General features: G+C 48.7%; 20 protein-coding genes and 2 tRNA genes. 15 read left to right on the forward strand and 7 right to left on the reverse strand.

Annotated features, from left to right (window positions below):
• Positions 1–84 precede the first annotated feature (84 nt).
• On the reverse strand, positions 85–1818 hold the full coding sequence (argS, locus tag GEV47_RS09635; RefSeq protein ID WP_153234540.1) for an arginine--tRNA ligase: 1734 nt from the start codon (positions 1816–1818) through the stop codon (positions 85–87).
• Positions 1819–2067: 249 nt separating this feature from the next.
• Between argS and GEV47_RS09640 the strand changes: the two genes are divergently transcribed.
• The 3 genes from GEV47_RS09640 (at position 2068) to GEV47_RS09650 (ending at position 4787) form a co-directional block, all read left to right on the forward strand.
• Positions 2068–2652: a nitroreductase family protein gene (locus GEV47_RS09640; protein WP_153234541.1), complete on the forward strand. Its 585-nt coding sequence runs from the start codon at positions 2068–2070 to the stop codon at positions 2650–2652.
• Between the two features lie 374 nt (positions 2653–3026).
• On the forward strand, positions 3027–4226 hold the full coding sequence (locus GEV47_RS09645) for an MGDG synthase family glycosyltransferase (protein ID WP_153234542.1): 1200 nt from the start codon (positions 3027–3029) through the stop codon (positions 4224–4226).
• A 66-nt stretch (positions 4227–4292) separates the two neighbouring features.
• Positions 4293–4787 (forward strand): hypothetical protein, encoded by a 495-nt coding sequence (locus tag GEV47_RS09650; protein ID WP_228124649.1) that lies wholly within the window; start codon positions 4293–4295, stop codon positions 4785–4787.
• Positions 4788–4898: 111 nt separating this feature from the next.
• Here GEV47_RS09650 and GEV47_RS09655 read toward each other — a convergent pair whose 3' ends face one another.
• The 3 genes from GEV47_RS09655 to GEV47_RS09665 all read right to left on the reverse strand — a co-directional run bounded on the left by GEV47_RS09655 (position 4899) and on the right by GEV47_RS09665 (position 7793).
• Positions 4899–5093 (reverse strand): YbdD/YjiX family protein, encoded by a 195-nt coding sequence (locus GEV47_RS09655; protein ID WP_153234544.1) that lies wholly within the window; start codon positions 5091–5093, stop codon positions 4899–4901.
• Positions 5094–5116: 23 nt separating this feature from the next.
• Positions 5117–7186, reverse strand: coding sequence for a carbon starvation CstA family protein (locus GEV47_RS09660; RefSeq protein ID WP_153234545.1), 2070 nt, complete (start codon positions 7184–7186; stop codon positions 5117–5119).
• Positions 7187–7322: 136 nt separating this feature from the next.
• The gene (locus tag GEV47_RS09665; protein WP_153234546.1) at positions 7323–7793 is read right to left on the reverse strand and encodes an AtaL-like protein; all 471 of its coding nucleotides are present in this window, start codon (positions 7791–7793) and stop codon (positions 7323–7325) included.
• 217 nt (positions 7794–8010) lie between these two features.
• Here GEV47_RS09665 and GEV47_RS09670 point away from each other — a divergent pair, with 217 nt between their 5' ends.
• The 3 genes from GEV47_RS09670 (at position 8011) to GEV47_RS09680 (ending at position 11470) form a co-directional block, all read left to right on the forward strand.
• Positions 8011–10074 (forward strand): UvrD-helicase domain-containing protein, encoded by a 2064-nt coding sequence (locus tag GEV47_RS09670; protein ID WP_153234547.1) that lies wholly within the window; start codon positions 8011–8013, stop codon positions 10072–10074.
• Positions 10075–10117: 43 nt separating this feature from the next.
• A complete protein-coding gene (locus GEV47_RS09675) occupies positions 10118–10396 on the forward strand; it encodes a DUF4404 family protein (RefSeq protein WP_153234548.1) in 279 nt (92 codons plus the stop codon).
• Positions 10397–10570: 174 nt separating this feature from the next.
• A complete protein-coding gene (locus GEV47_RS09680; protein WP_153234549.1) occupies positions 10571–11470 on the forward strand; it encodes a recombination-associated protein RdgC in 900 nt (299 codons plus the stop codon).
• Between the two features lie 109 nt (positions 11471–11579).
• Here GEV47_RS09680 and GEV47_RS09685 read toward each other — a convergent pair whose 3' ends face one another.
• The 3 genes from GEV47_RS09685 to GEV47_RS09695 all read right to left on the reverse strand — a co-directional run bounded on the left by GEV47_RS09685 (position 11580) and on the right by GEV47_RS09695 (position 13432).
• A complete protein-coding gene (locus GEV47_RS09685) occupies positions 11580–12719 on the reverse strand; it encodes a GGDEF domain-containing protein (protein WP_153234550.1) in 1140 nt (379 codons plus the stop codon).
• A gap of 539 nt (positions 12720–13258) precedes the next feature.
• Positions 13259–13335 (reverse strand) — tRNA-Asp (locus tag GEV47_RS09690).
• A gap of 21 nt (positions 13336–13356) precedes the next feature.
• Positions 13357–13432, reverse strand: a tRNA-Val gene (locus GEV47_RS09695).
• A 457-nt stretch (positions 13433–13889) separates the two neighbouring features.
• Here GEV47_RS09695 and GEV47_RS09700 point away from each other — a divergent pair.
• The 9 genes from GEV47_RS09700 to GEV47_RS09740 all read left to right on the forward strand — a co-directional run bounded on the left by GEV47_RS09700 (position 13890) and on the right by GEV47_RS09740 (position 19008).
• Complete coding sequence (locus tag GEV47_RS09700; RefSeq protein ID WP_153234551.1) at positions 13890–14453, forward strand: peroxiredoxin; 564 nt, start codon at positions 13890–13892, stop codon at positions 14451–14453.
• Positions 14454–14461: 8 nt separating this feature from the next.
• Positions 14462–14971 carry a carboxymuconolactone decarboxylase family protein gene (locus GEV47_RS09705; protein ID WP_153234552.1) on the forward strand — a complete coding sequence of 170 codons (510 nt, stop codon included), beginning with the start codon at positions 14462–14464 and terminating at the stop codon, positions 14969–14971.
• 181 nt (positions 14972–15152) lie between these two features.
• Positions 15153–15629: an energy transducer TonB family protein gene (locus GEV47_RS09710; RefSeq protein ID WP_153234553.1), complete on the forward strand. Its 477-nt coding sequence runs from the start codon at positions 15153–15155 to the stop codon at positions 15627–15629.
• Positions 15630–15803: 174 nt separating this feature from the next.
• Positions 15804–16214 (forward strand): nucleoside diphosphate kinase regulator, encoded by a 411-nt coding sequence (rnk, locus tag GEV47_RS09715; RefSeq protein WP_153234554.1) that lies wholly within the window; start codon positions 15804–15806, stop codon positions 16212–16214.
• Positions 16215–16277: 63 nt separating this feature from the next.
• The gene (locus GEV47_RS09720) at positions 16278–16772 is read left to right on the forward strand and encodes a hypothetical protein (protein WP_153234555.1); all 495 of its coding nucleotides are present in this window, start codon (positions 16278–16280) and stop codon (positions 16770–16772) included.
• Between the two features lie 194 nt (positions 16773–16966).
• Positions 16967–17269 (forward strand): DUF883 family protein, encoded by a 303-nt coding sequence (locus GEV47_RS09725; protein WP_153234556.1) that lies wholly within the window; start codon positions 16967–16969, stop codon positions 17267–17269.
• Positions 17270–17326: 57 nt separating this feature from the next.
• Positions 17327–17773, forward strand: coding sequence for a phage holin family protein (locus tag GEV47_RS09730; protein WP_153234557.1), 447 nt, complete (start codon positions 17327–17329; stop codon positions 17771–17773).
• A 31-nt stretch (positions 17774–17804) separates the two neighbouring features.
• Positions 17805–18182, forward strand: coding sequence for a hypothetical protein (locus GEV47_RS09735; protein WP_153234558.1), 378 nt, complete (start codon positions 17805–17807; stop codon positions 18180–18182).
• 163 nt (positions 18183–18345) lie between these two features.
• On the forward strand, positions 18346–19008 hold the full coding sequence (locus GEV47_RS09740; protein WP_153234559.1) for an OmpA family protein: 663 nt from the start codon (positions 18346–18348) through the stop codon (positions 19006–19008).
• The last annotated feature ends 112 nt before the right edge of the window (positions 19009–19120 follow it).

Raw genomic sequence — 19120 nt, forward strand, 5'->3', positions numbered from 1 at the left:
CGACTTCCTTGGAAATTGTGTCAATGAAATACCTACTTGTTGTGCCTCTCTCTCCCGCAAGTGGAAGAGAGAAGCAGTCACTTTTTACATACGCTCCGGCGCAGATACGCCAATCAACGCCAAGCCATTGCGTAATACCTGGCGCGTTGCCACCATCAATGCCAGACGCGCCATTTTGAGCGCCTCGTCATCCACCAGAGTGCGTTCAGCATTGTAGTAGCTATGCAATTCGCCAGCCAGATCGCGCAGATAAAATGCAACCTGATGTGGACCCAGCTCATCCAACGCGTGTTGTAGCATATCTGGATAAGCAGCCAGTTTTGCCATCAGCAAAGCTTCACGCGGTGCGGTCAGCGGAGTCAGATCAACCGTATTAAGTACCGCTTCGCTTCCAGTCCATTGTCTTAAAATAGAGCAAATCCGCGCATGCGCATATTGCACGTTATACACGGGGTTTTCGTCCGATTGTGCCAACGCTTGATCGACATCGAACACAAACTCGGTATCGGCTTTGCGTGAGATCAAGAAGAATCGCACCGCATCGCGTCCGCGTACCAAATCCTGATTGCCGTTTTCGTCGACCGCATCGCCGGCGGACCACTCGATCAAATCGCGCAAAGTGACGTAAGAACCGGCACGTTTGGAAATTTTCACTTCCTCGCCGCCCTTCATCACTGTCACCATTTTGTGCAGCACGTAATCAGGATAGCCCTGTGGGATACCAACGTCGGCGGCTTGTAAACCAGCGCGTACGCGGGCGATAGTGCCGTGATGATCACTGCCCTGGACGTTGATCGCTTGTCCAAAACCCCTCTGCCATTTGACAATGTGGTACGCGACGTCAGGCACAAAATACGTGTAAGTACCGTCGGACTTTTTCATCACGCGGTCTTTGTCATCACCGTAGTCGGTAGTGCGCAGCCACAAAGCACCATCTAGCTCATAGGTTTTCCCTGCCGCGATCAAGGCTTCCACTGCTGCATTGACTTTGCCATCCTGATATAACGACGATTCCAGATAGTAGTTATCAAACTTGACGCCAAATGCCTGCAAGTCCAGATCTTGCTCACGACGCAAGTAAGTAACCGCAAACGGGCGAATTGATTCAAGATCGTCGATATCGCCGCTTGCCGTTACCGGAGCTCCATTACTGGCAGCGACGGTTTTCTTCGCCAGAAAGTCTTGTGCAATCTCAGCAATATAATCGCCGTTGTAAGCCGATTCCGGCCAATCCGCATCGCCGGGTTTCAGACCACGGCCGCGCGCTTGCACTGAATTTGCCAAGGTCGCAATTTGTACGCCTGCATCGTTGTAATAGAATTCTCGCGTGACCGCATAGCCTTGCGCTTGAAACAAAGCCGACATCGCATCGCCCAACGCACCCTGACGGCCATGACCGACATGCAAAGGGCCAGTTGGATTGGCGGAGACAAATTCCACCATTACTTTTTTGCCCGCGCCAGATGTGCTCTTGCCAAATTCTGCACCTTCACGCAATACCGCTTTGACCACTTCCTGTTTGGCCGCGTCAGTCAGACGCAAATTAATAAATCCAGGGCCAGCGATGTCAGCCGAGGCGATCAAATTCGCGCCAGCGCGGTTCGCCAGTACTGCGGCGACCAGAGTCTGCGCCAGTTCACGCGGATTTTTTTTCAAAGGCTTGGCCAACTGCATGGCAATGTTGCAAGCAATATCGCCATGCGACGGATCGCGCGGACGCTCCAGCGTCACCGCTGGTTGCAGACCTGAGTCAAGCACAATAGGCTGCAAAGCGTCGTTGAAAAGGTCGATGATCTGTTGTTTTTGTTGAGCGAGCATAGGATAGCAATCAATAAATATAAGCAAAATACGGCAATCGACGATTATACCGGCTTGCAACACCGTATAAGTAATGCTGTGTAACTATGCTGATAAAACATGCATATAGCATCCCGCTTTCGCAGAAGCCGCGATCATCTGTTAACTAGTCACCTTCTTACTTAGAGATAATGCCGCTAATAGCATCTTGTCTGCAAGCACCAAAAACTGCTGCTAAGATGCGCTTCTAATTTTTAGTTTGGAGTCACAATGACACGTACTGCCGATTACCCTATCAATCCCCAATTTGTTAACCGTTGGTCGCCACGCGCCTACACCAATGAAGAAATGAGTGAAACCGAGTTATTCACGATTCTGGAAGCCGCACGCTGGGCGCCATCGTCCTACAATGCGCAACCGTGGCGCTTTGTTTTTGCCCGCCGTGGAACGCCACATTGGACAAAATTGCTCGGCTTGTTAAATGAATTCAATCGCAGCTGGGCAGAAAATGCCTCTGCTTTGGTCATCGTTTTATCCAAAACCACTTTCGCGGCACCTGGAACCACAGAAGAAAAGCCAGCACCAACACATTCTTTCGATGCTGGTTCGGCCTGGGGTTATCTGGCACTACAAGCGAGCTTATCCGGCTGGTACGCGCACGGCATGGCTGGATTCGACAAAGAAAAAACGCGTATTGATTTGGCTATTCCTGCTCACTTCGCCATCGAAGCAGCAGTAGCGATCGGAAAACTTGGCGACAAAGCAACGCTGCCAGAGCATTTGCAAAAAGGCGAAACACCTAGCCCTCGTTTGCCGTTGACCGCGCTGGTTTCGGAAGGCACGTTTACCGCGTAAATTTGTACAGCATCAAGCGCAATCTGGGCTTGATGCTTTTTCTATGTATCTCCATCAAACTCCCGCATTTTAACTCCTATATCGCTCAACTCCTTCCATCTCACCATTTTTCACTATAACGCGCTTCGCCTTCTGAAAAATCTTTGGTTACCCGGCGTCAAATCCTATCGATTGCGTGTTAACTGGTTTCGTTAAAAAGATGATGACTTAACAGCGTTGATAGACCTGGTGATGCAGGCTGGCAACAACACTTCGCCAATTCCGGTTACACAGTATTACGCAATTCACACTCTTGACATAATCGGTCACTATGCTGACACATTATGTTTAGTACAACCGAACCTTCCCATCATGTCCCTCATGCCACCCCAGCAATGCGCAAGATACTCATACTAAGCGTCTCAGCCGGCAGCGGCCACATGCGCGCTGCCGAGGCAATCAAAGCATATGCAACAGAATTCCCCGATGTCGAAGCGGTGCATCTGGATGCGATGGATTATGTTTCCAGCGGCTTTCGTTCCATTTACACGGACTTTTACCTGCATTTGGTCAATCGCCACCCCGCTGTATGGGGTTACGTTTATCAAAAAAGCGACAATGCGCTGCCTAGTGCCACCATGCAAAAATTGCGTCGCGCGATGGAACGCCTTAGTACACGCGCACTACGCGCCGCGATCAACGATCATGCTCCTGAAGCAATTATTTGCACCCATTTCCTGCCCGCTGAAATGCTGGCGCGTGAAATCGCCAATTTGCGCATGACTTGCCCGGTATGGGTGCAAGTAACCGACTTTGATTTGCATAGCATGTGGTTGCAACCGCATATGCAGGGTTATTTTGCTGCCAGCGAGGAGATCGCTTTTCGCATGGCGAGCAAAGGTGTCAATCCAGCAGCGATACACATTAGCGGTATCCCCATCATGCCCGCATTTGCACAGCCGCTAGATCGCGCCCATTGCGCGGCGACTTTCGGACTCGACGCCAGACGTCCGATAGTGCTGATGATGTCGGGTGGTGCGGGTATCGGCGGCGTCGATAAAACGGTACAGCGCTTGCTGAGCATGGATGGCAACTTTCAATTGCTGGCCGTAGCAGGGAAAAATGTCGAATTGCTAGCGAATTTGCAGCAAATCGCGGACAAACATCCGCATCGCTTACGCGCGCTCGGTTTTACGCAGCAAATTGAGCAATTGATGGCATGTGCTGATCTGGCCATTACCAAACCCGGCGGCTTAACGACCTCGGAATGTCTGGCAATGGGCGTGCCGATGATTATTCATTCGCCGATTCCCGGACAAGAAGAACGCAACGCCGATTATTTACTAGAACAAGGCGCTGCGCTCAAAGCGGTTGATTTAAGCGCTCTGGAATATCGTCTGAATGTCCTGTTACAGCATCCGCATTTGCTGGCGCAGTTACGCAGCCGCAGCCAAGCTTTAGGTCGGCCACATGCGGGGCGGACCGTGCTGCACACTGTACTGCAACAGCTGGAAAGCAAGTCGCAGCAGAGGATTCGTAAAACCGACCATGTGCCACACTCTTCCACGTCGGTCGAAGATGCCGTAACGATATAATTTTAATAATAATTCATCATGCCCGTAACTGATCAAAATCCACATCCTAAACTCAGGCTATGCCTTATGCTGTTCTGGGTCCTTTTGCTGGCGTATTTTTTCGCCAATGTAGAAATTCAAATTGAAGGCGGTCATGGCTGGGCCACCAGCTTACCGACCTGGCGCATAGAGCATCACTGGCTACTCGATATTTTTTGGGGTGGTCGCGCCATGACCGGCTATCACGCGTGGGTATTTCCTTTTATTGCGCTGATGTTTCATTATCCGATTTTCTTCCATGATCGCTGGAATTGGCGCACTGAAGCACGTATTTTCGCCTCTATCATGGTGTTCTGGATTGCCGAAGACTGGCTTTGGTTTTTGATCAACCCGGCTTTTGGTTTAGGACGCTTTAACCCGACCGATGTGCCATGGCATAAAGTCTGGCTGGGGCCTGTGCCAATTGATTATTGGGTGTACTCGATTATCGCGATATTGTTGTTATGGCTGGCAGAGCGTAAAGTCCTTCCCCGAAAAGTCACTGTCAAACTATCGCCATTGCGTGACGGCGATCAAGTTTAATGTCGTTTTTATGCCTGCAACTGCGTGATGTCATGCACAACTTCAGTAACTGAATAAAAAACAGGCGAAGTACATTTCTGTACTCCGCCTGTTTTATTTACATCAACAACTTTAACAACACTTCCCTACCCCACCAGCATATCGCGCTTCCTGACGCTCGCGGAAAAACTCTTCATATGTCATCACAGGTTTGTCTGGATGCATTTTTTCCATGTGCGCCACATAAGTGCTGTATTCCGGTATGCCGACCATCAGTCGCATGGTTTGCCCGAGATAGCGACCTGCTTTGGCTAATTCATCTAACATTATTGACTCCTTACCACCGTTCTTTATGCGCCACTGACATTCGCAGGAAACGCTTCAAATGGTGTTTCTTTAGTTGTCGGCTTGTTGTTAGCACGTGCCACCATGATAGTCCGAATACCAAATACCAGCACGGCAAGCACGACCGCCATAAAGAAACCCGCCAACGCAGCATCGACATAATCATTAAATATGATTTGCTGCATTTCGGCCATGGATTTGGCCGGTGCCAATAGCTTGCCGTCAGCCAGTGCGTCCTTATATTTGGCGACGTGCGACAAGAAGCCTATGCGTGGATTCGCGTCGAATATTTTTTGCCAGCCAGCAGTCAGCGTACAAATCAACAACCAGATGGTCGGTACTATCGTGACCCAGGCAAAGCGTTCGCGCTTCATTTTGAACAGAACACACGTACCCAGGATCAGCGCAATTGCCGCCAGCATTTGATTGGCAATACCAAACAACGGCCATAAAGTATTGATACCGCCGAGTGGGTCCACCACGCCTTGGTACAAGAAATAACCCCATGCGGCGACACATAAACCGGTAGCAATCAGGTTGGCAGGCAAGGAAGACATGTTTTTCATCGACGGCACAAAAGTACCCATCAAATCCTGCAACATGAAGCGGCCGGCACGCGTACCAGCGTCAACCGCCGTCAAGATAAACAAGGCTTCAAACAAAATCGCGAAGTGGTACCAGAACGCCATCATGACCTGACCGCCGCCAATGCCGGACAAAATATGCGCCATACCAACTGCCAGAGTGGGCGCGCCACCCGCACGAGAAATAATACTGTGCTCACCGACATCTTTGGCCACTTGCAAGATCATGTCCGGCGTGACGTAAAAACCCCATTGCGAAACAGCTGTCGCCGCCGATTGTGCGGTGGTGCCAATCAATGCACCTGGGCTATTCATCACAAAATAGATACCCGGTTCGATCACCGATGCGGCAATCAACGCCATGATGGCGACAAACGACTCCATCAACATCGCACCATAACCAATGAAACGCGCGTGGCTTTCGTTTTCCAGCATTTTCGGTGTTGTGCCAGATGAAATCAATGCATGGAAACCAGAGACCGCACCACAGGCAATCGTGATGAACAGGAATGGGAACAAGCTGCCTGACCAGACCGGACCGGAACCATCGATAAATTTGGTAAACGCTGGCATTTTCAACTCAGGCGAAACCACCACGATACCGATAGCAAGTGCCAGTATCGTACCGATCTTGAGGAAGGTCGATAAGTAATCGCGTGGTGCCAGCAATAACCACACCGGTAATACGGAAGCAATAAAACCGTAACCGATCAGCATCCAGGTTAACTCTACGCCAGTGAAACTGAACATCGCGCTTAAGTCTGGATGATTGTTCACATACTGCCCACCGAACAGTGCGCCCATCAACAAAATGAAACCTATGATAGAGACTTCACCGATATGGCCGGGACGAATGTAGCGGGTATAAATTCCCATGAATAATGCAATAGGAATCGTCGCTGCCACAGTGAAAGTGCCCCAAGGCGAATTTGTCAGCGCTTTGACCACGATCAAGGCCAGCACAGCCAAAATAATCACCATGATCATGAAGGCGCCAAACAAGGCAATAACCCCCGGTACTTCACCCAACTCCGATTTGACCAAATCACCTAAAGAACGGCCATCACGGCGGGTCGAGATAAACAGCACCACGAAATCTTGCACCGCGCCAGCAAACACCACACCGGCCAGTATCCACAGCATGCCAGGCAAATACCCCATTTGCGCCGCCAACACCGGACCCACTAACGGTCCCGCCCCCGCAATCGCCGCAAAGTGATGACCGAACAAAACAACCTTGTTGGTCGGTACGTAATCCAGACCATTGTTATGTTTATAGGCGGGCGTCATGCGCGTTGCGTCTAAGCCCAAAACCTGATCAGCAATGTATTTACTGTAAAAACGATACGAGATCAGATACACGCAAACAGCCGCGATCACAATCCAGATTGCACCGATGGATTCGCCGCGATTAACGGCGATGTAGGCAAAGGCTAATGCACCTAGCAAAGCTAGCGCAAACCAGCCTAATTTAGATAAAACACGATTCATATTTCTCCCCCGTATGGGCCTCGTTATTAACTATTTTTGTTTATGGTGTCGTTTACTCAGCTTAAGGAATAAGCATTCAGCAGAACAATTCTAGCGCGAACGCACCATCATTGCGCATCAAATTCACCGTCAGAATTTAACCCAGTCGGCCTTCCTCTGCCAATTCCCGAATCACGCGTATGGTGTCGTTATCGGCCTCTTCATACGCCGAGCAACGGAACTGGTTATAAAGCTTTTCTTCCTCGCTAACTTCATCGGTAGCGTTATCCTCATAGGAAAAAAGTACGCGAAATGCTGACGGCTGCGGTTCCTCTATCGTCATAGTCATGTGGGAGCCTTCGATATCCAATTGTTTAGGCACCTCATAATGCACATGCGATTGCGACGTATAAGTAACGATGTCGCGTATCGTTACCTGACCATATCGACACTCCCGCGTTACGGAGTTCGTGGTGTGATCGAATAATTGACAATCGTCCAGATGCGCGACAAACAGCCTCGGCTCTTCCGCACGAAGAACCAGTCCGTGCCATAACTGGGTGCGTGTTAATGGCATGATTTCTGGGTGTGATGGATCGTTAATTACGATCAAATGTTCAAATTTCATGATGTGTTTAAAGCTGTAAAGTTGTGAGATGAGGGGATTGTCCCATAAGTAAGGCCGTATGACTGTTTAGACCAGGCGCGCCGACGCAGACGGTACGGCGAGGAGGAGCAACGACGTATAAATAGTTATACGCCTTACTTACCCGTAGCTGCTTTGCGTATGTGCGACCCTGTTAAAATGGCCGGCTTTACTTTACTCCCTTCTCCTATTCCAGCGCATGTCTTCCACTCCCAATTTAGGTATGAACGTCCCGCAGCGCGAGGCCGTCTATTATATGGATGGCCCATGTCTGGTACTGGCCGGCGCAGGTTCTGGCAAAACACGCGTCATTACGCAAAAGATTGCGCATCTCATTGAAGATTGCGGCTATGACGCCAAGCATATTGCGGCCCTGACGTTCACCAACAAAGCCGCGACTGAAATGCAGGAACGGATTGCCAAGTTACTAAAAGAACCAAAACTTGCCAAACATATCACGGTTAGTACCTTTCATTCGCTGGGCGTAAAAATTTTGCGGCAAGAGGCGCGTGAGTTAGGCCTGAAAGATCGCTTCTCCATCATGGATAGCGATGATTGCTTTTCCATCGTACAAGATTTAGCCGTCACCACCGACAAGCAATTAATACGTCGGATACAAACTGCGATGTCGTTGTGGAAAAATGGGTTGATCGATCCTGATCAGGCCCTCCAGCAAGCGACTACAGAAGATGAGGCGCAGGCCGCCCGTATCTATCTCAGTTATGTGGCAACCTTAAAAGCCTATCAGGCAGTCGATTTCGATGACTTGATCCGTTTGCCGGTGGAACTGTTCCGCAGCAATGAGGCGGTGCGCGATAAATGGCAACGGCGCTTGCGCTATCTGCTGGTCGATGAATATCAAGATACCAATACTTGCCAGTATGAACTGGTCAAATTGCTGGTAACGGGCGTCGGCAAAAAACCAATGTTCACGGCAGTGGGAGATGACGATCAGGCGATTTACGCCTGGCGCGGCGCTACCATCGAAAATCTGAAAACACTGCAAGTCGACTTCCCTGATTTAAAAGTCATCAAGCTGGAACAAAATTACCGTTCATCGACGCGCATTTTGCAAGCCGCCAATGCCGTCATCGGTAACAATCCCAAATTGTTTGAAAAAGCTTTGTGGTCAGAACATGGCTTGGGAGATCCGATCAAAGTCATGGCAATGGCCGATGACGAACAAGAGGCGGAGCAAGTTGCCATCATGTTGTCGGCGCATCGTTTTGAACGACGCGCCAAATTTGCTGATTATGCAATTCTGTACCGTGGCAATCATCAGGCACGCATCTTTGAAAAAGCCTTGCGCCGCGAGCGCATTCCCTACGTGATGTCTGGTGGGCAGAGCTTTTTTGACCGCGCCGAAATCAAAGACATCATCAGTTATCTGCGCCTGATCGCCAACGAAGACGATGATCCAGCCTTCATCCGTGCGATTACTACGCCCAAGCGTGGTGTCGGCCAAGCGACGCTGGAAGCACTCGGCACCGTTGCCGGGCAGTGGCAATGCTCCTTGTTTGAAGCGGTATTCAAAGGTGGGATTGAGTCAAAATTGACGGAGCGTCAGCTTTATCCTTTGCGTGAATTCTGCAACTTTATCAATCAGTTGGAAGCGCGCGCCAGTCGCGTAGGTGCCAGCGGCAGCGGTGAAAATGCGGCCGCGGTACTGGACGATATGATGAAGGAAATTAATTACGAAAATTATTTATATGACTGCTTCGATGACAGGCAAGCACAAAATAAATGGCAAAACGTCCTCGACTTTACCAACTGGCTAAAAGAAAAAGGCAATGGCGGCAAGGACGGCGATAACGAAGAAAAGAATTTGCTGGAATTGACGCAAATGGTGGCCTTAATGTCGATGCTGGAAGGTCGCGATGAAGAACCTGACGCGGTGCGGATGTCGACATTGCATGCATCGAAAGGCTTGGAATATCCGCACGTCTTTTTAATCGGCGTCGAAGAAGGTATTTTGCCGCACAAAGGCGATCCCGATGCCCCCATCGAAACGCTGGCAGCACGGATAGAAGAAGAGCGTCGCTTAATGTATGTTGGCATCACCCGCGCACAGCGCAGCTTGCATGTGAGTTGGTGCAAGAAGCGCAAACGCGCTGGTGAAAGTGTGCATTGTGATATGTCGCGCTTTATCAAGGAAATGAAACTTGATGAAGGCGATGCGATGCCAACGGAAGCCGAACAACTGACACCGCAAGAGCGATTGGCAAAGATGAAGGCGTTGTTACAGACTCCTAAAGTGGCGTAAGATTAATCATTCGTCTATCGTAAACCGAAAAGAAAGCACCATCATGACCACTGAATCACTCAAGAATGCACTGCAAAAATTACATGCGACGCTGGAAAGCGGCGCGCCTGTTGATGAAAAAACGAAAGAGTTGCTACGCGATCTGGATAGTGAAATTCAAGGAATTTTGGCAAAAACTCCTGAGGAAATTGCAGAGCAACCGAATCCGGATAATCCCGTCAGCTTGGTGCAAAGCATCTCTGCCAACCTGGCTGCACGCCACCCGCATCTGGAACCAGTGGTTCGCGAAATTGCTACAACCCTGACCAATATGGGTATTTAATTCCGGCGAAAAACTGCCGAGCATAGTTATTTTAGGGCTGACGCAAATTTGTTCCGGTTAGGCATATCTACGAAGACAGTACTTTAAGATATAACGCCGCTGGGACAAGTTTGCGTCAGCCCTTTGCCGTGTAAAATGGCGCCTCATTTTTAAATACGAAATACGGAAAACGCCATGTGGTTTAAGAATTTACAGATTTATCGCATCCCAGCACCGTGGGCTATTTCTTCTGAGCAATTGGAGAGTTTCTTAGCTAAGCAGGCATTTTCCTCATGCAGCAGTCTGGAATTGCAAAGTCAAGGCTGGATATCGCCGCGCGACAATGGCATGTTGGTGCATACGGTCAACCGTCAAATGATATTGGCTTTGGGCACTGAAAAAAAGCTGTTGCCTGCCACTGTCGTCAATCAAGTCACCAAAGCACGTGCCGCTGAAATCGAAGAGCAGCAAGGTTTTGCCCCTGGTCGCAAGCAATTAAAGGATTTAAAAGAACAGGTCACGGACGAACTGTTGCCGCGCGCGTTCAGCATTCGTCGCACGACATGGGTCTGGATCGATCCGGTGAATGGCTGGTTAGTGGTCGATGCTTCCAGCCCGGCAAAGGCGGAAGAAGTGTTGAAACTGTTGCTAGGCTCGGTCGATAAATTACAAGTCGCTGGTTTGCGTACGGTCCATTCGCCAGTAACCTCTATGACCGATTGGCTGGCAGCTGACGAAGCACCACACGGCTTCACGGTCGATCAAGATACGGAATTACGTGCCACCGGCGAAAGCAAAGCCACCGTGCGTTATGTGCGGCACACTTTGGAAGCCGACGACGTGCGTCGTCATATTGCCGCTGGAAAACAATGTACACGATTGGCGATGACCTGGGCGGATCGCGTCTCGTTTGTACTCACCGAAGGCCTGGCCATCAAACGTATAGCACCGTTGGATGTACTTAAAGAAGAGCACGACACTTCCAGCAAAAACGATGACGAACGTTTTGACGCAGATTTCTTGCTGATGACGGGCGAGCTCAATAAATTGATGGGTGATGTGGTGTTTGCATTAGGCGGAGAGCCGGCTGTGTAAATCATGTCTGCATAAAAAAGGGCGCAATGCATTGCGCCCTTTTTTTATTTCGATTGCCGCCACGCTAGACAACAAATAGTTATGCAATAGTATTCGGCCTCAAATTTAACTAGGCTCTTGCCGCACGTGCAATCGCTTGTGTGGCACTAGTGACATAGCCAGGCTCATCACTTGCGACGATCTGATTGCGACCTGCAGCTTTAGCGGCATACATTGCCGCATCTGCGCGTTGGAAAGCAATATCAATAGTCTCGCCAGCCCGATAATTGGTTACACCAATAGAGGCCGTGACGCCGCAACCTTCTCCAAACTGATTCCAGTCATATTGCGCCGTTTCGTCGCAAATCCGTTGCAACGGAGTCATTCCATTTGCCACCGTCGTATCGGTTAATACCAACACAAATTCATCGCCCCCATAGCGTGCGAAATGATCACTGAGGCGCATTTGACTGTGCACGATTTGCACAAATGCTTTGAGTACTTCATCACCAACTGCATGACCAAAACTGTCGTTGACACCCTTAAAGCCATCCAGATCAAGAATGGCAATGCAAAATGGGCTACCGCTGCGCTGAAAACGATTTTGTTCAACTGCAAGAAGCTCCTCTAAAGAGCGACGATTTTTGGTATTGGTTAAGGCATCACGCGTTGCAAGCTCCTGCACATGCTTCATTGCTATGCTTAGCTCTTGATTCTTGTCGGCCAAACCACGGCGAATGTTGCCGAGCATATTGGCGATCACCATACAGCGGCCTAATGTCAGAATAAATGACAGATACACCAATATTTTGGTGATATGACCCGTAATCGGAAAAGCAATTTCAACACCGACCAAGTGAAAGGGGATGCTTAGCGCCAACGCGCCAAGCAGCCAACTGGCCAGATACCAACCGGCAGTTAACCTGAGCATCCCAAAGGCATACACTGCAAATAAGTTGATCAGGAAAAGATAACCGACTTCAGGCGCGATGACCAAAAATCCCACTTGCATTAACGCAGCCGTCATTAGCTGCAAAAAAGTCATGCTAGGGTCTTTGAAACGGCGATTGAAACCGCTTTTAATCAGCACATAATAGACGCCATTAAAAAACAGTGAGAGCGCGCCATATAGCACCGCAATGCGACCATTGATGAGTCCTTCATGCGCGAAGCCAGCCAACAGCAAAGTGTCAAAAGTACAACTCAGCAGCACCCACATCAGCATGCGCTCAGATAGGGAGTTAATTTTATTGAGTTGTTGAGACGTCATAGGATCAGTAACACATAGAGACTTTAGCTTTATCGGCCTAATTCAATTAGGTTGAAGTGGCAGCAGATTCATCATTTTCCTAAGAAAAACGGTATAAAAGACTTACGCTTATACTTTAGGCATTTCCACCAGAAAACAATGGCAGAATATTACCCAGTAGAAAATAATTTTGGGCAAAAGTTCACGAGATTTAACAAATTTCTCGCTCTCGACTATGAAATCGCAAATGTCTGTGGGGTGTTGAACGCGATCTTGCCTAACAGAAAGTTAGTTGCGACATGGAAATTATATATTAATTTAGAATTTATACATATTGACCCGGCGCTAAATAATTAAGCGGCAAAAACAAAAAACCGTATCTAGCGCAAACTAAATACGGCCATTATTTAGGCATATTCTTTACAGAGCTGATCCTTCTGCATTCTGCGAGGCAATGCGTCGCAAGCAAGCGATTTCCCGCACGCCACAAACAGCATGTGCATTAAACACAAAAGCGTTTTACAAATAAAAATGCCCGCTTTCGCGGGCATTTATAATCTTGGCGGAGCGGACGGGACTCGAACCCGCGACCTCTGGCGTGACAGGCTAGCGCTCTAACCAACTGAGCTACCGCTCCTTGCTAATACAACTGTTTAATTGGTAGGAGCTGACGGGTTCGAACCGCCGACCCACGCCTTGTAAGGGCGTTGCTCTACCAACTGAGCTAAGCTCCCAATTAAACTTTTTCCAACCTCTGAAACGTTTGTTACTACGTCTAAGAGAGGCCGAATTATACATGAGTTTTTTTATTTTGCTAGAGTTTGTATAAAAATTTTCAAAGATTTTTTCTAGACACGCCTCCAGCGTTATTTCATGCCCTTTTTTATCTTCCTAATACATAGAAAAACAGCGACACCTTTCCAGTATACGGGAATTCTGCGCAGACCGAATGAGTCTGCTATCCTTCCAGCCTGAATCAACATCAAGGCCTCGTGCATGACGTGTGACTGCGATGTGATTCTTTTATGGATGTACTGCCTGTACGATCCGGTCAATATTGGTGATGGTTGAGGATAAGCTGCTGAAAAATGTGGCACTTATGCCGTCGACTATCGCTGCCATAGGAAGATACAATTAATACTATCGGTTATTTGTATATAATTTAGTTACTCTATTGAATAAGGAAATGCTATGAAAACAATCGGACAATCACTGGCACCATTTAGCGTTGTTGGCGTTAAACCTGGCTTTAATTTGCCAGAAGAAGGCGGCGTATCGGCATTTGAAGATATCAACGAGAAATCGTTCGAAGGTAAATGGAAAATCATCTATTTCTACCCAAAAGATTTCACATTCGTTTGCCCAACTGAGATCGTCGCTTACAACAAGCTGGCGCGTGATTTTGAAGACCGCGATGCAGTATTGATGGGCGGCTCTACAGACAATGAATTCTGCAAATTGGCATGGCGCCGTGAGCACAAAGATCTGAACAAACTTGGCCACTGGCAGTTCGCTGACATCACTGGTGCTTTGATCGACCAATTGGGCATTCGTCATCCAGCTGGCGTCGCATTGCGTGCAACATTTATTGTTGACCCACAAAACGTCATCCAGCACGTTAGCGTTAATCCATTAGAAGTTGGCCGCAATCCAGACGAAACACTGCGTATTCTGGATGCATTGCAAACTGGAGAACTGTGTGAATGCAACCGCGCACCTGGCGCTGACACATTGAGCCACACCAAGACTAAATAAGGAAACGTATGGATATGCTTCAACTACGGGATGCTATTCCCCCATATGCCAAGGACGTCTGGATTACACTGGACAACGCTTTGAACAAATCAGGATTAGCGCCTGAAGTGGCGGCAGCGGCAGGGATTGCTGCGGCAATTTCCGCAGGCAGCCCTGAATTGGTTGAAGCATTTTCCGGCTTAAGCAACGAAGCGGAAGCCACGGCAGCCAAAACTGCAGCGGCAATCATGGGCATGACCAATATCTGGTACAGCTATTTGGATTTGGCTGAAGATGCTGAGTTATCAGCCCAACCGCCGCAAATCCGTATGCAAGCCTATGCCACCCACGGCGGCGTCGAGAAAAAGCATTTTGAGATATACGCCCTGGCTGCATCCATCATCGGCAAATGCCGTGGTTGCGTTACGGGTCATATCGCTGAATTAAAAAAGCTCGGCGTCACTGCTGCAGAATTGCGTGATATTGGTAAATTGGCTGCGGCAGTTAATGCCACTAGCAAATTACTCAAGCTCAGGTAAATCAGCATTCAGCAACAAGCACGGCGAAATTTTATTTTCGCCTGAAAAAACGCCAGCTTAATGCTGGCGTTTTTTTATGCAAGTCCTGAATAAGTAACAAAGCATGACAGCAATATTCGCTGTCACACTCCGATGATAATATTTGCGCTTGGAAATTTTCCGCCCACAGATGCGCTCGGACATGATCACAACGAAAAAAATTACAGCTGCGATTTGCGCCAGCACGCTACTTTTAGCTGGCTGCAGCAACTTACTACCCAGCAGTGTAAGTAGCATATTTACGGGCACGAGTAATTCTGGCGCAGTCAGCCAGGCAGCATTAGGCGATTATAAGCAAGACGTTGCGCAGCGCATCATCGCGGCGAATCCAGGAAAAACATATACCGTTCGGCCACAAGCTTTATTACGCTCGGTGATTGTATTGAAGTTTTATATCGGTGCGAATGGGCAATTATTGCGCTCCGAAATCATGCGCTCTAACAAAGACCGCACCAATGAAGCGACCGCATTAGCGTCTCTCAAAAACGCGGCGCCGTTTCCTCAACCGGCTTCACGCTACTTAAGAAATGGTCGTGTCGAAATGATAGAGACCTGGCTGTTCAATGATGATGGGCGCTTCCAATTGCACTCGACCGCCGCAGAGCAAATGCACGAGTAATTACTGGCCGCGTACTTGTTAAATATGGCGATTGCCGGGCCTGCACTTGCATCCTCGGCGCTTCTGGCCTACCATCGTGCTACACCGAGTGAGCAATAACAATCTGAGATGTGCTCTGCAGCACAATAAGCTTGTCGCCTATTCCCATCCTGCTCCTACTTTTACGAAAATATTATGGATGTTAAACCCCCGATCTCTATTACCGGCTACGATCTTGAACGTATCGAACAATTACTCGATTCAAAGCTTTATCTGAACGCACCTGGACTCGACGCGCTAAAAAGCGAGCTTCAGCGCGCGAGCATATTGCCACAAGACAAAATTCCGGCGGGTGTGATCACCATGAATTCGGAAGCACGTTTTGTCGACGACAAAACCAACACCGAATACACTTTAAAACTCGTTTACCCACATCAAGCAAATCTACCTAACTCCGTGTCTATTTTGGCTCCGGTTGGTAGTGCTTTATTAGGTCTGTCGGTTGGCCAATCCATTTCATGGCAAGGACCTGGCGGCAGAGATTTGAACTTACGCGTACTAGAAGTGACATATCAACCAGAAGCAAATGGTGAATTGCATCTTTAATTAGTTTCACCAAAGTTCTTTTGATTTAAACCACCCTTAAAATAAGATTAGGGCCAGTGCATCATGTCACCAGTAGATTATCAACGCCCACCCAAGCTTTATCGTTACTCGCAACGTACTTGGTTAGAACGCTCGCTCACATCAGGCGAATTCCGCCTGCGGCCTCCGGTCGACAGCCTGCAAATACAGCATCTGCATCATGGACGCTCAACAATACAGCTGCTCACGCTGAGCATGACCAGCGTATTTAACGATGCGTTATTCGCTACCTTTGGCGACAATAATTGCTGCCTGGTGATCAATAACCCGGAAGAATTCGGCGAGCGCATTCATCGTGCAGCACAGCGTATGCTGCCCAATTGGGCTGGAATTGATGCCGCCATTTCCTATGGCAAGCAAAGCCCGTTAGGTACTGCGTTTACAAAGAATCAGCACGACGTATCTCAAAACGAATGGCTGTTTGCATGGCGTCCCGCGCAACCGACAATTGCCCTGCGTCCGGTCATTATCCAAATTGGTAATATTGAAAAGATTGCCGAACTGCGCGATCGGGTTTAGGCGATTGCGCATTCATACGGCATTGCATCTCTATGGGCGATTTCATCGGCAGCATGTTTTGCTATTGCCAATTACCGCAATCCATAACAATATGTAACAATCTGTAGCAGCAATAAGACAAAGATTGCCTAGTGCAGGGCAGTTTTTCAAAATTCTATTCGCTATACTTGTATTTTTTGGCAAGGAGTAACACGATGCATAGATCCAGTATAAGAACTACACGTGGTGATATCAAAACGCTCATCAAAGATGCGCAGGATATGTTTCACGAAGCGGCATTATCGACCGGTGAAAAAGCTGAAGATTTACGTATCAAGGGTGCGCAGTTGCTCGATTCTGCAGTTGTGAAGGCACAAAATGCCCAAGCGGTTGCAGTAGAAACCAGCAAAGAAATCGCCGCCACTACCGATGATTATGTACAAGAACATCCGTGGCATGCGGTTGTTGTTTCGGCCACGGTTGGGTTATTGTTTGGTCTTATCATTTCTCGTAAATAATCACTGCACATCATTGGAATTCTGAGTAGCACAATGCAGCGGAACTTATAGGCGGACATGGATCACTCATCTTCAGACTCATCAGCGCGTCATGAATCGCGCGATACGCATAGCAAAGCTCGCAAAACGCACGATAAGCATGCGCACATCGGTTTAGTCTCAGGCCTGATAGGTACGGCAAAGAATCTGTTTGCATTACTGATAAGCCGCGCTGAACTGGCAGCGTTGGAATTCTCTGAAATTGGCTCGCATATCGTCAAATTGCTGCTGGTATTTTCGCTTGGTATTCTGGCGCTCTTATTTGCGTTAGCTTTTTGGAGCGGCTTAGTCATCGTATTGGCGTGGGATAGCCTGGGCTGGAAGATAATTCTGATTTTGGCCGCTTTTTTCACTTTCGTCGCCATCGCCATGGGACTGTATGTGCGTTCAATTTTGCGCCAGGGTCGCATCGGGTTGCCGGCGACGATGAATGAATTGCGCAAAGATCGGGATGCCTTGCTATGAATGTTTTAGCTTATTTTTCTTTGAGGCACATATGACGCAACTTCCCAATTATGATCGCCATCGTTCCCTGGCCGAGCGCAAATTGCAATTGCTGCAAGAAGGTGCTGCCTTTCGTGCCGAAATGATTCATTGTCGCGATGCCGTCAGGTCCAATCTGAACACCCGCTCCTGGAGCAAAAATCTGTTGGGACGTGCCACTGGCATGGCGTATTCGTTGATTAAACAACCTGCAACTAAAGCGGTTGGCCTCCAGGTATTGGCACCGCTATTGGCAACCGGTGCTTCCTTTTTGTCCAAAAAACACTATCCACGTAAGTCACTGATCGTTGGCAGCGCACTCATTGCCGCCATCGGCGCAGGTGCCGCGTACTTTAGATTCAAGAGTAACAAATCTGTAGATAGCGAGTAGTAAGTCCACATAACTGTTTAGGCCAGGCGTCCCGACGCAGACAATACGGACTGTACGGCTAGTTGGGGCGATAACGCATAAACAGTTATGCGGGCTAACTTAACGTCGATCTGCAGCAACACTGCTGTTTTTTGAAGATACTTAACTTATGAAGGGAAACACAATGAATAAATTTAAGCTAGGTGCTCTCACATTGGCCGTTACTTTGGCTGCAACAGGTTGTGCCAATATGAATGACACGCAAAAAGATACCGGTATCGGCGCTGGCGTTGGCGCAGTAGCCGGAGCGGCTATTGGTGCATTAACTGGCAACAAGAAAAACGCACTGATCGGCGGCGCAATTGGCGCTGGCATTGGTGGTGTTGGTGGCGCGCTTTGGGGTAACAAGCAAGACGAACAAAAACGTAAAATGGAACAAGCGGCTCAGGGTACTGGCGTTACAGTTACTCAAACCCCAGACAATCGCTTGAAATTAGGCGTGCCGGCTGATGCTGGATTTGCTACTGGCCGTGCGGATATTCAAGGAAATCTTCCACGCGTTCTTGATAGCCTGGCGCAATCCTTGAATCAAAACCCAACCTCAGTTGTAGATGTTTTTGGCTATACCGATAGTACCGGTAGCGATGCGGTCAACAACCCATTGTCACTCAACCGCGCAAGTGCCGTGCGTAATTATCTGATCTCTCGCGGCGTTGCACCTAACCGTATTAATGCTCAAGGCTTCGGCTCGCAAAGTCCAGTCGCAGATAACAGCACTGTCGCTGGCCGTGCTGCAAACCGCCGTGTTGAAATTTTCGTTACTGAGCCTGGCCAACCACGTCAATAATATTGATGGCAATAAATTCACTCGCATATTTTTGTCGGGTGAAATAAAAATGCCGACTCACAGAGTCGGCATTTTTTATGTGCGGTTGCTATTTAACGCAGCAACGCAAATC

The sequence above is a fragment of the Glaciimonas soli genome, from assembly GCF_009497155.1.
Classification (GTDB): Bacteria; Pseudomonadota; Gammaproteobacteria; order Burkholderiales; family Burkholderiaceae_D; genus Glaciimonas; species Glaciimonas soli.

Excerpts from the sequence above, each read along its gene's own strand:
- argS (WP_153234540.1), bottom strand. The coding sequence starts at position 1,818 with ATGCTCGCTCAACAAAAACAACAGATCATCGACCTTTTCAACGACGCT.
- GEV47_RS09640 (WP_153234541.1), top strand. The coding sequence starts at position 2,068 with ATGACACGTACTGCCGATTACCCTATCAATCCCCAATTTGTTAACCGT.
- GEV47_RS09645 (WP_153234542.1), top strand. The coding sequence starts at position 3,027 with ATGCGCAAGATACTCATACTAAGCGTCTCAGCCGGCAGCGGCCACATG.
- GEV47_RS09650 (WP_228124649.1), top strand. The coding sequence starts at position 4,293 with ATGCTGTTCTGGGTCCTTTTGCTGGCGTATTTTTTCGCCAATGTAGAA.
- GEV47_RS09655 (WP_153234544.1), bottom strand. The coding sequence starts at position 5,093 with ATGTTAGATGAATTAGCCAAAGCAGGTCGCTATCTCGGGCAAACCATG.
- GEV47_RS09660 (WP_153234545.1), bottom strand. The coding sequence starts at position 7,186 with ATGAATCGTGTTTTATCTAAATTAGGCTGGTTTGCGCTAGCTTTGCTA.
- GEV47_RS09665 (WP_153234546.1), bottom strand. The coding sequence starts at position 7,793 with ATGAAATTTGAACATTTGATCGTAATTAACGATCCATCACACCCAGAA.
- GEV47_RS09670 (WP_153234547.1), top strand. The coding sequence starts at position 8,011 with ATGTCTTCCACTCCCAATTTAGGTATGAACGTCCCGCAGCGCGAGGCC.
- GEV47_RS09675 (WP_153234548.1), top strand. The coding sequence starts at position 10,118 with ATGACCACTGAATCACTCAAGAATGCACTGCAAAAATTACATGCGACG.
- GEV47_RS09680 (WP_153234549.1), top strand. The coding sequence starts at position 10,571 with ATGTGGTTTAAGAATTTACAGATTTATCGCATCCCAGCACCGTGGGCT.
- GEV47_RS09685 (WP_153234550.1), bottom strand. The coding sequence starts at position 12,719 with ATGACGTCTCAACAACTCAATAAAATTAACTCCCTATCTGAGCGCATG.
- GEV47_RS09700 (WP_153234551.1), top strand. The coding sequence starts at position 13,890 with ATGAAAACAATCGGACAATCACTGGCACCATTTAGCGTTGTTGGCGTT.
- GEV47_RS09705 (WP_153234552.1), top strand. The coding sequence starts at position 14,462 with ATGGATATGCTTCAACTACGGGATGCTATTCCCCCATATGCCAAGGAC.
- GEV47_RS09710 (WP_153234553.1), top strand. The coding sequence starts at position 15,153 with ATGATCACAACGAAAAAAATTACAGCTGCGATTTGCGCCAGCACGCTA.
- rnk (WP_153234554.1), top strand. The coding sequence starts at position 15,804 with ATGGATGTTAAACCCCCGATCTCTATTACCGGCTACGATCTTGAACGT.
- GEV47_RS09720 (WP_153234555.1), top strand. The coding sequence starts at position 16,278 with ATGTCACCAGTAGATTATCAACGCCCACCCAAGCTTTATCGTTACTCG.
- GEV47_RS09725 (WP_153234556.1), top strand. The coding sequence starts at position 16,967 with ATGCATAGATCCAGTATAAGAACTACACGTGGTGATATCAAAACGCTC.
- GEV47_RS09730 (WP_153234557.1), top strand. The coding sequence starts at position 17,327 with ATGGATCACTCATCTTCAGACTCATCAGCGCGTCATGAATCGCGCGAT.
- GEV47_RS09735 (WP_153234558.1), top strand. The coding sequence starts at position 17,805 with ATGACGCAACTTCCCAATTATGATCGCCATCGTTCCCTGGCCGAGCGC.
- GEV47_RS09740 (WP_153234559.1), top strand. The coding sequence starts at position 18,346 with ATGAATAAATTTAAGCTAGGTGCTCTCACATTGGCCGTTACTTTGGCT.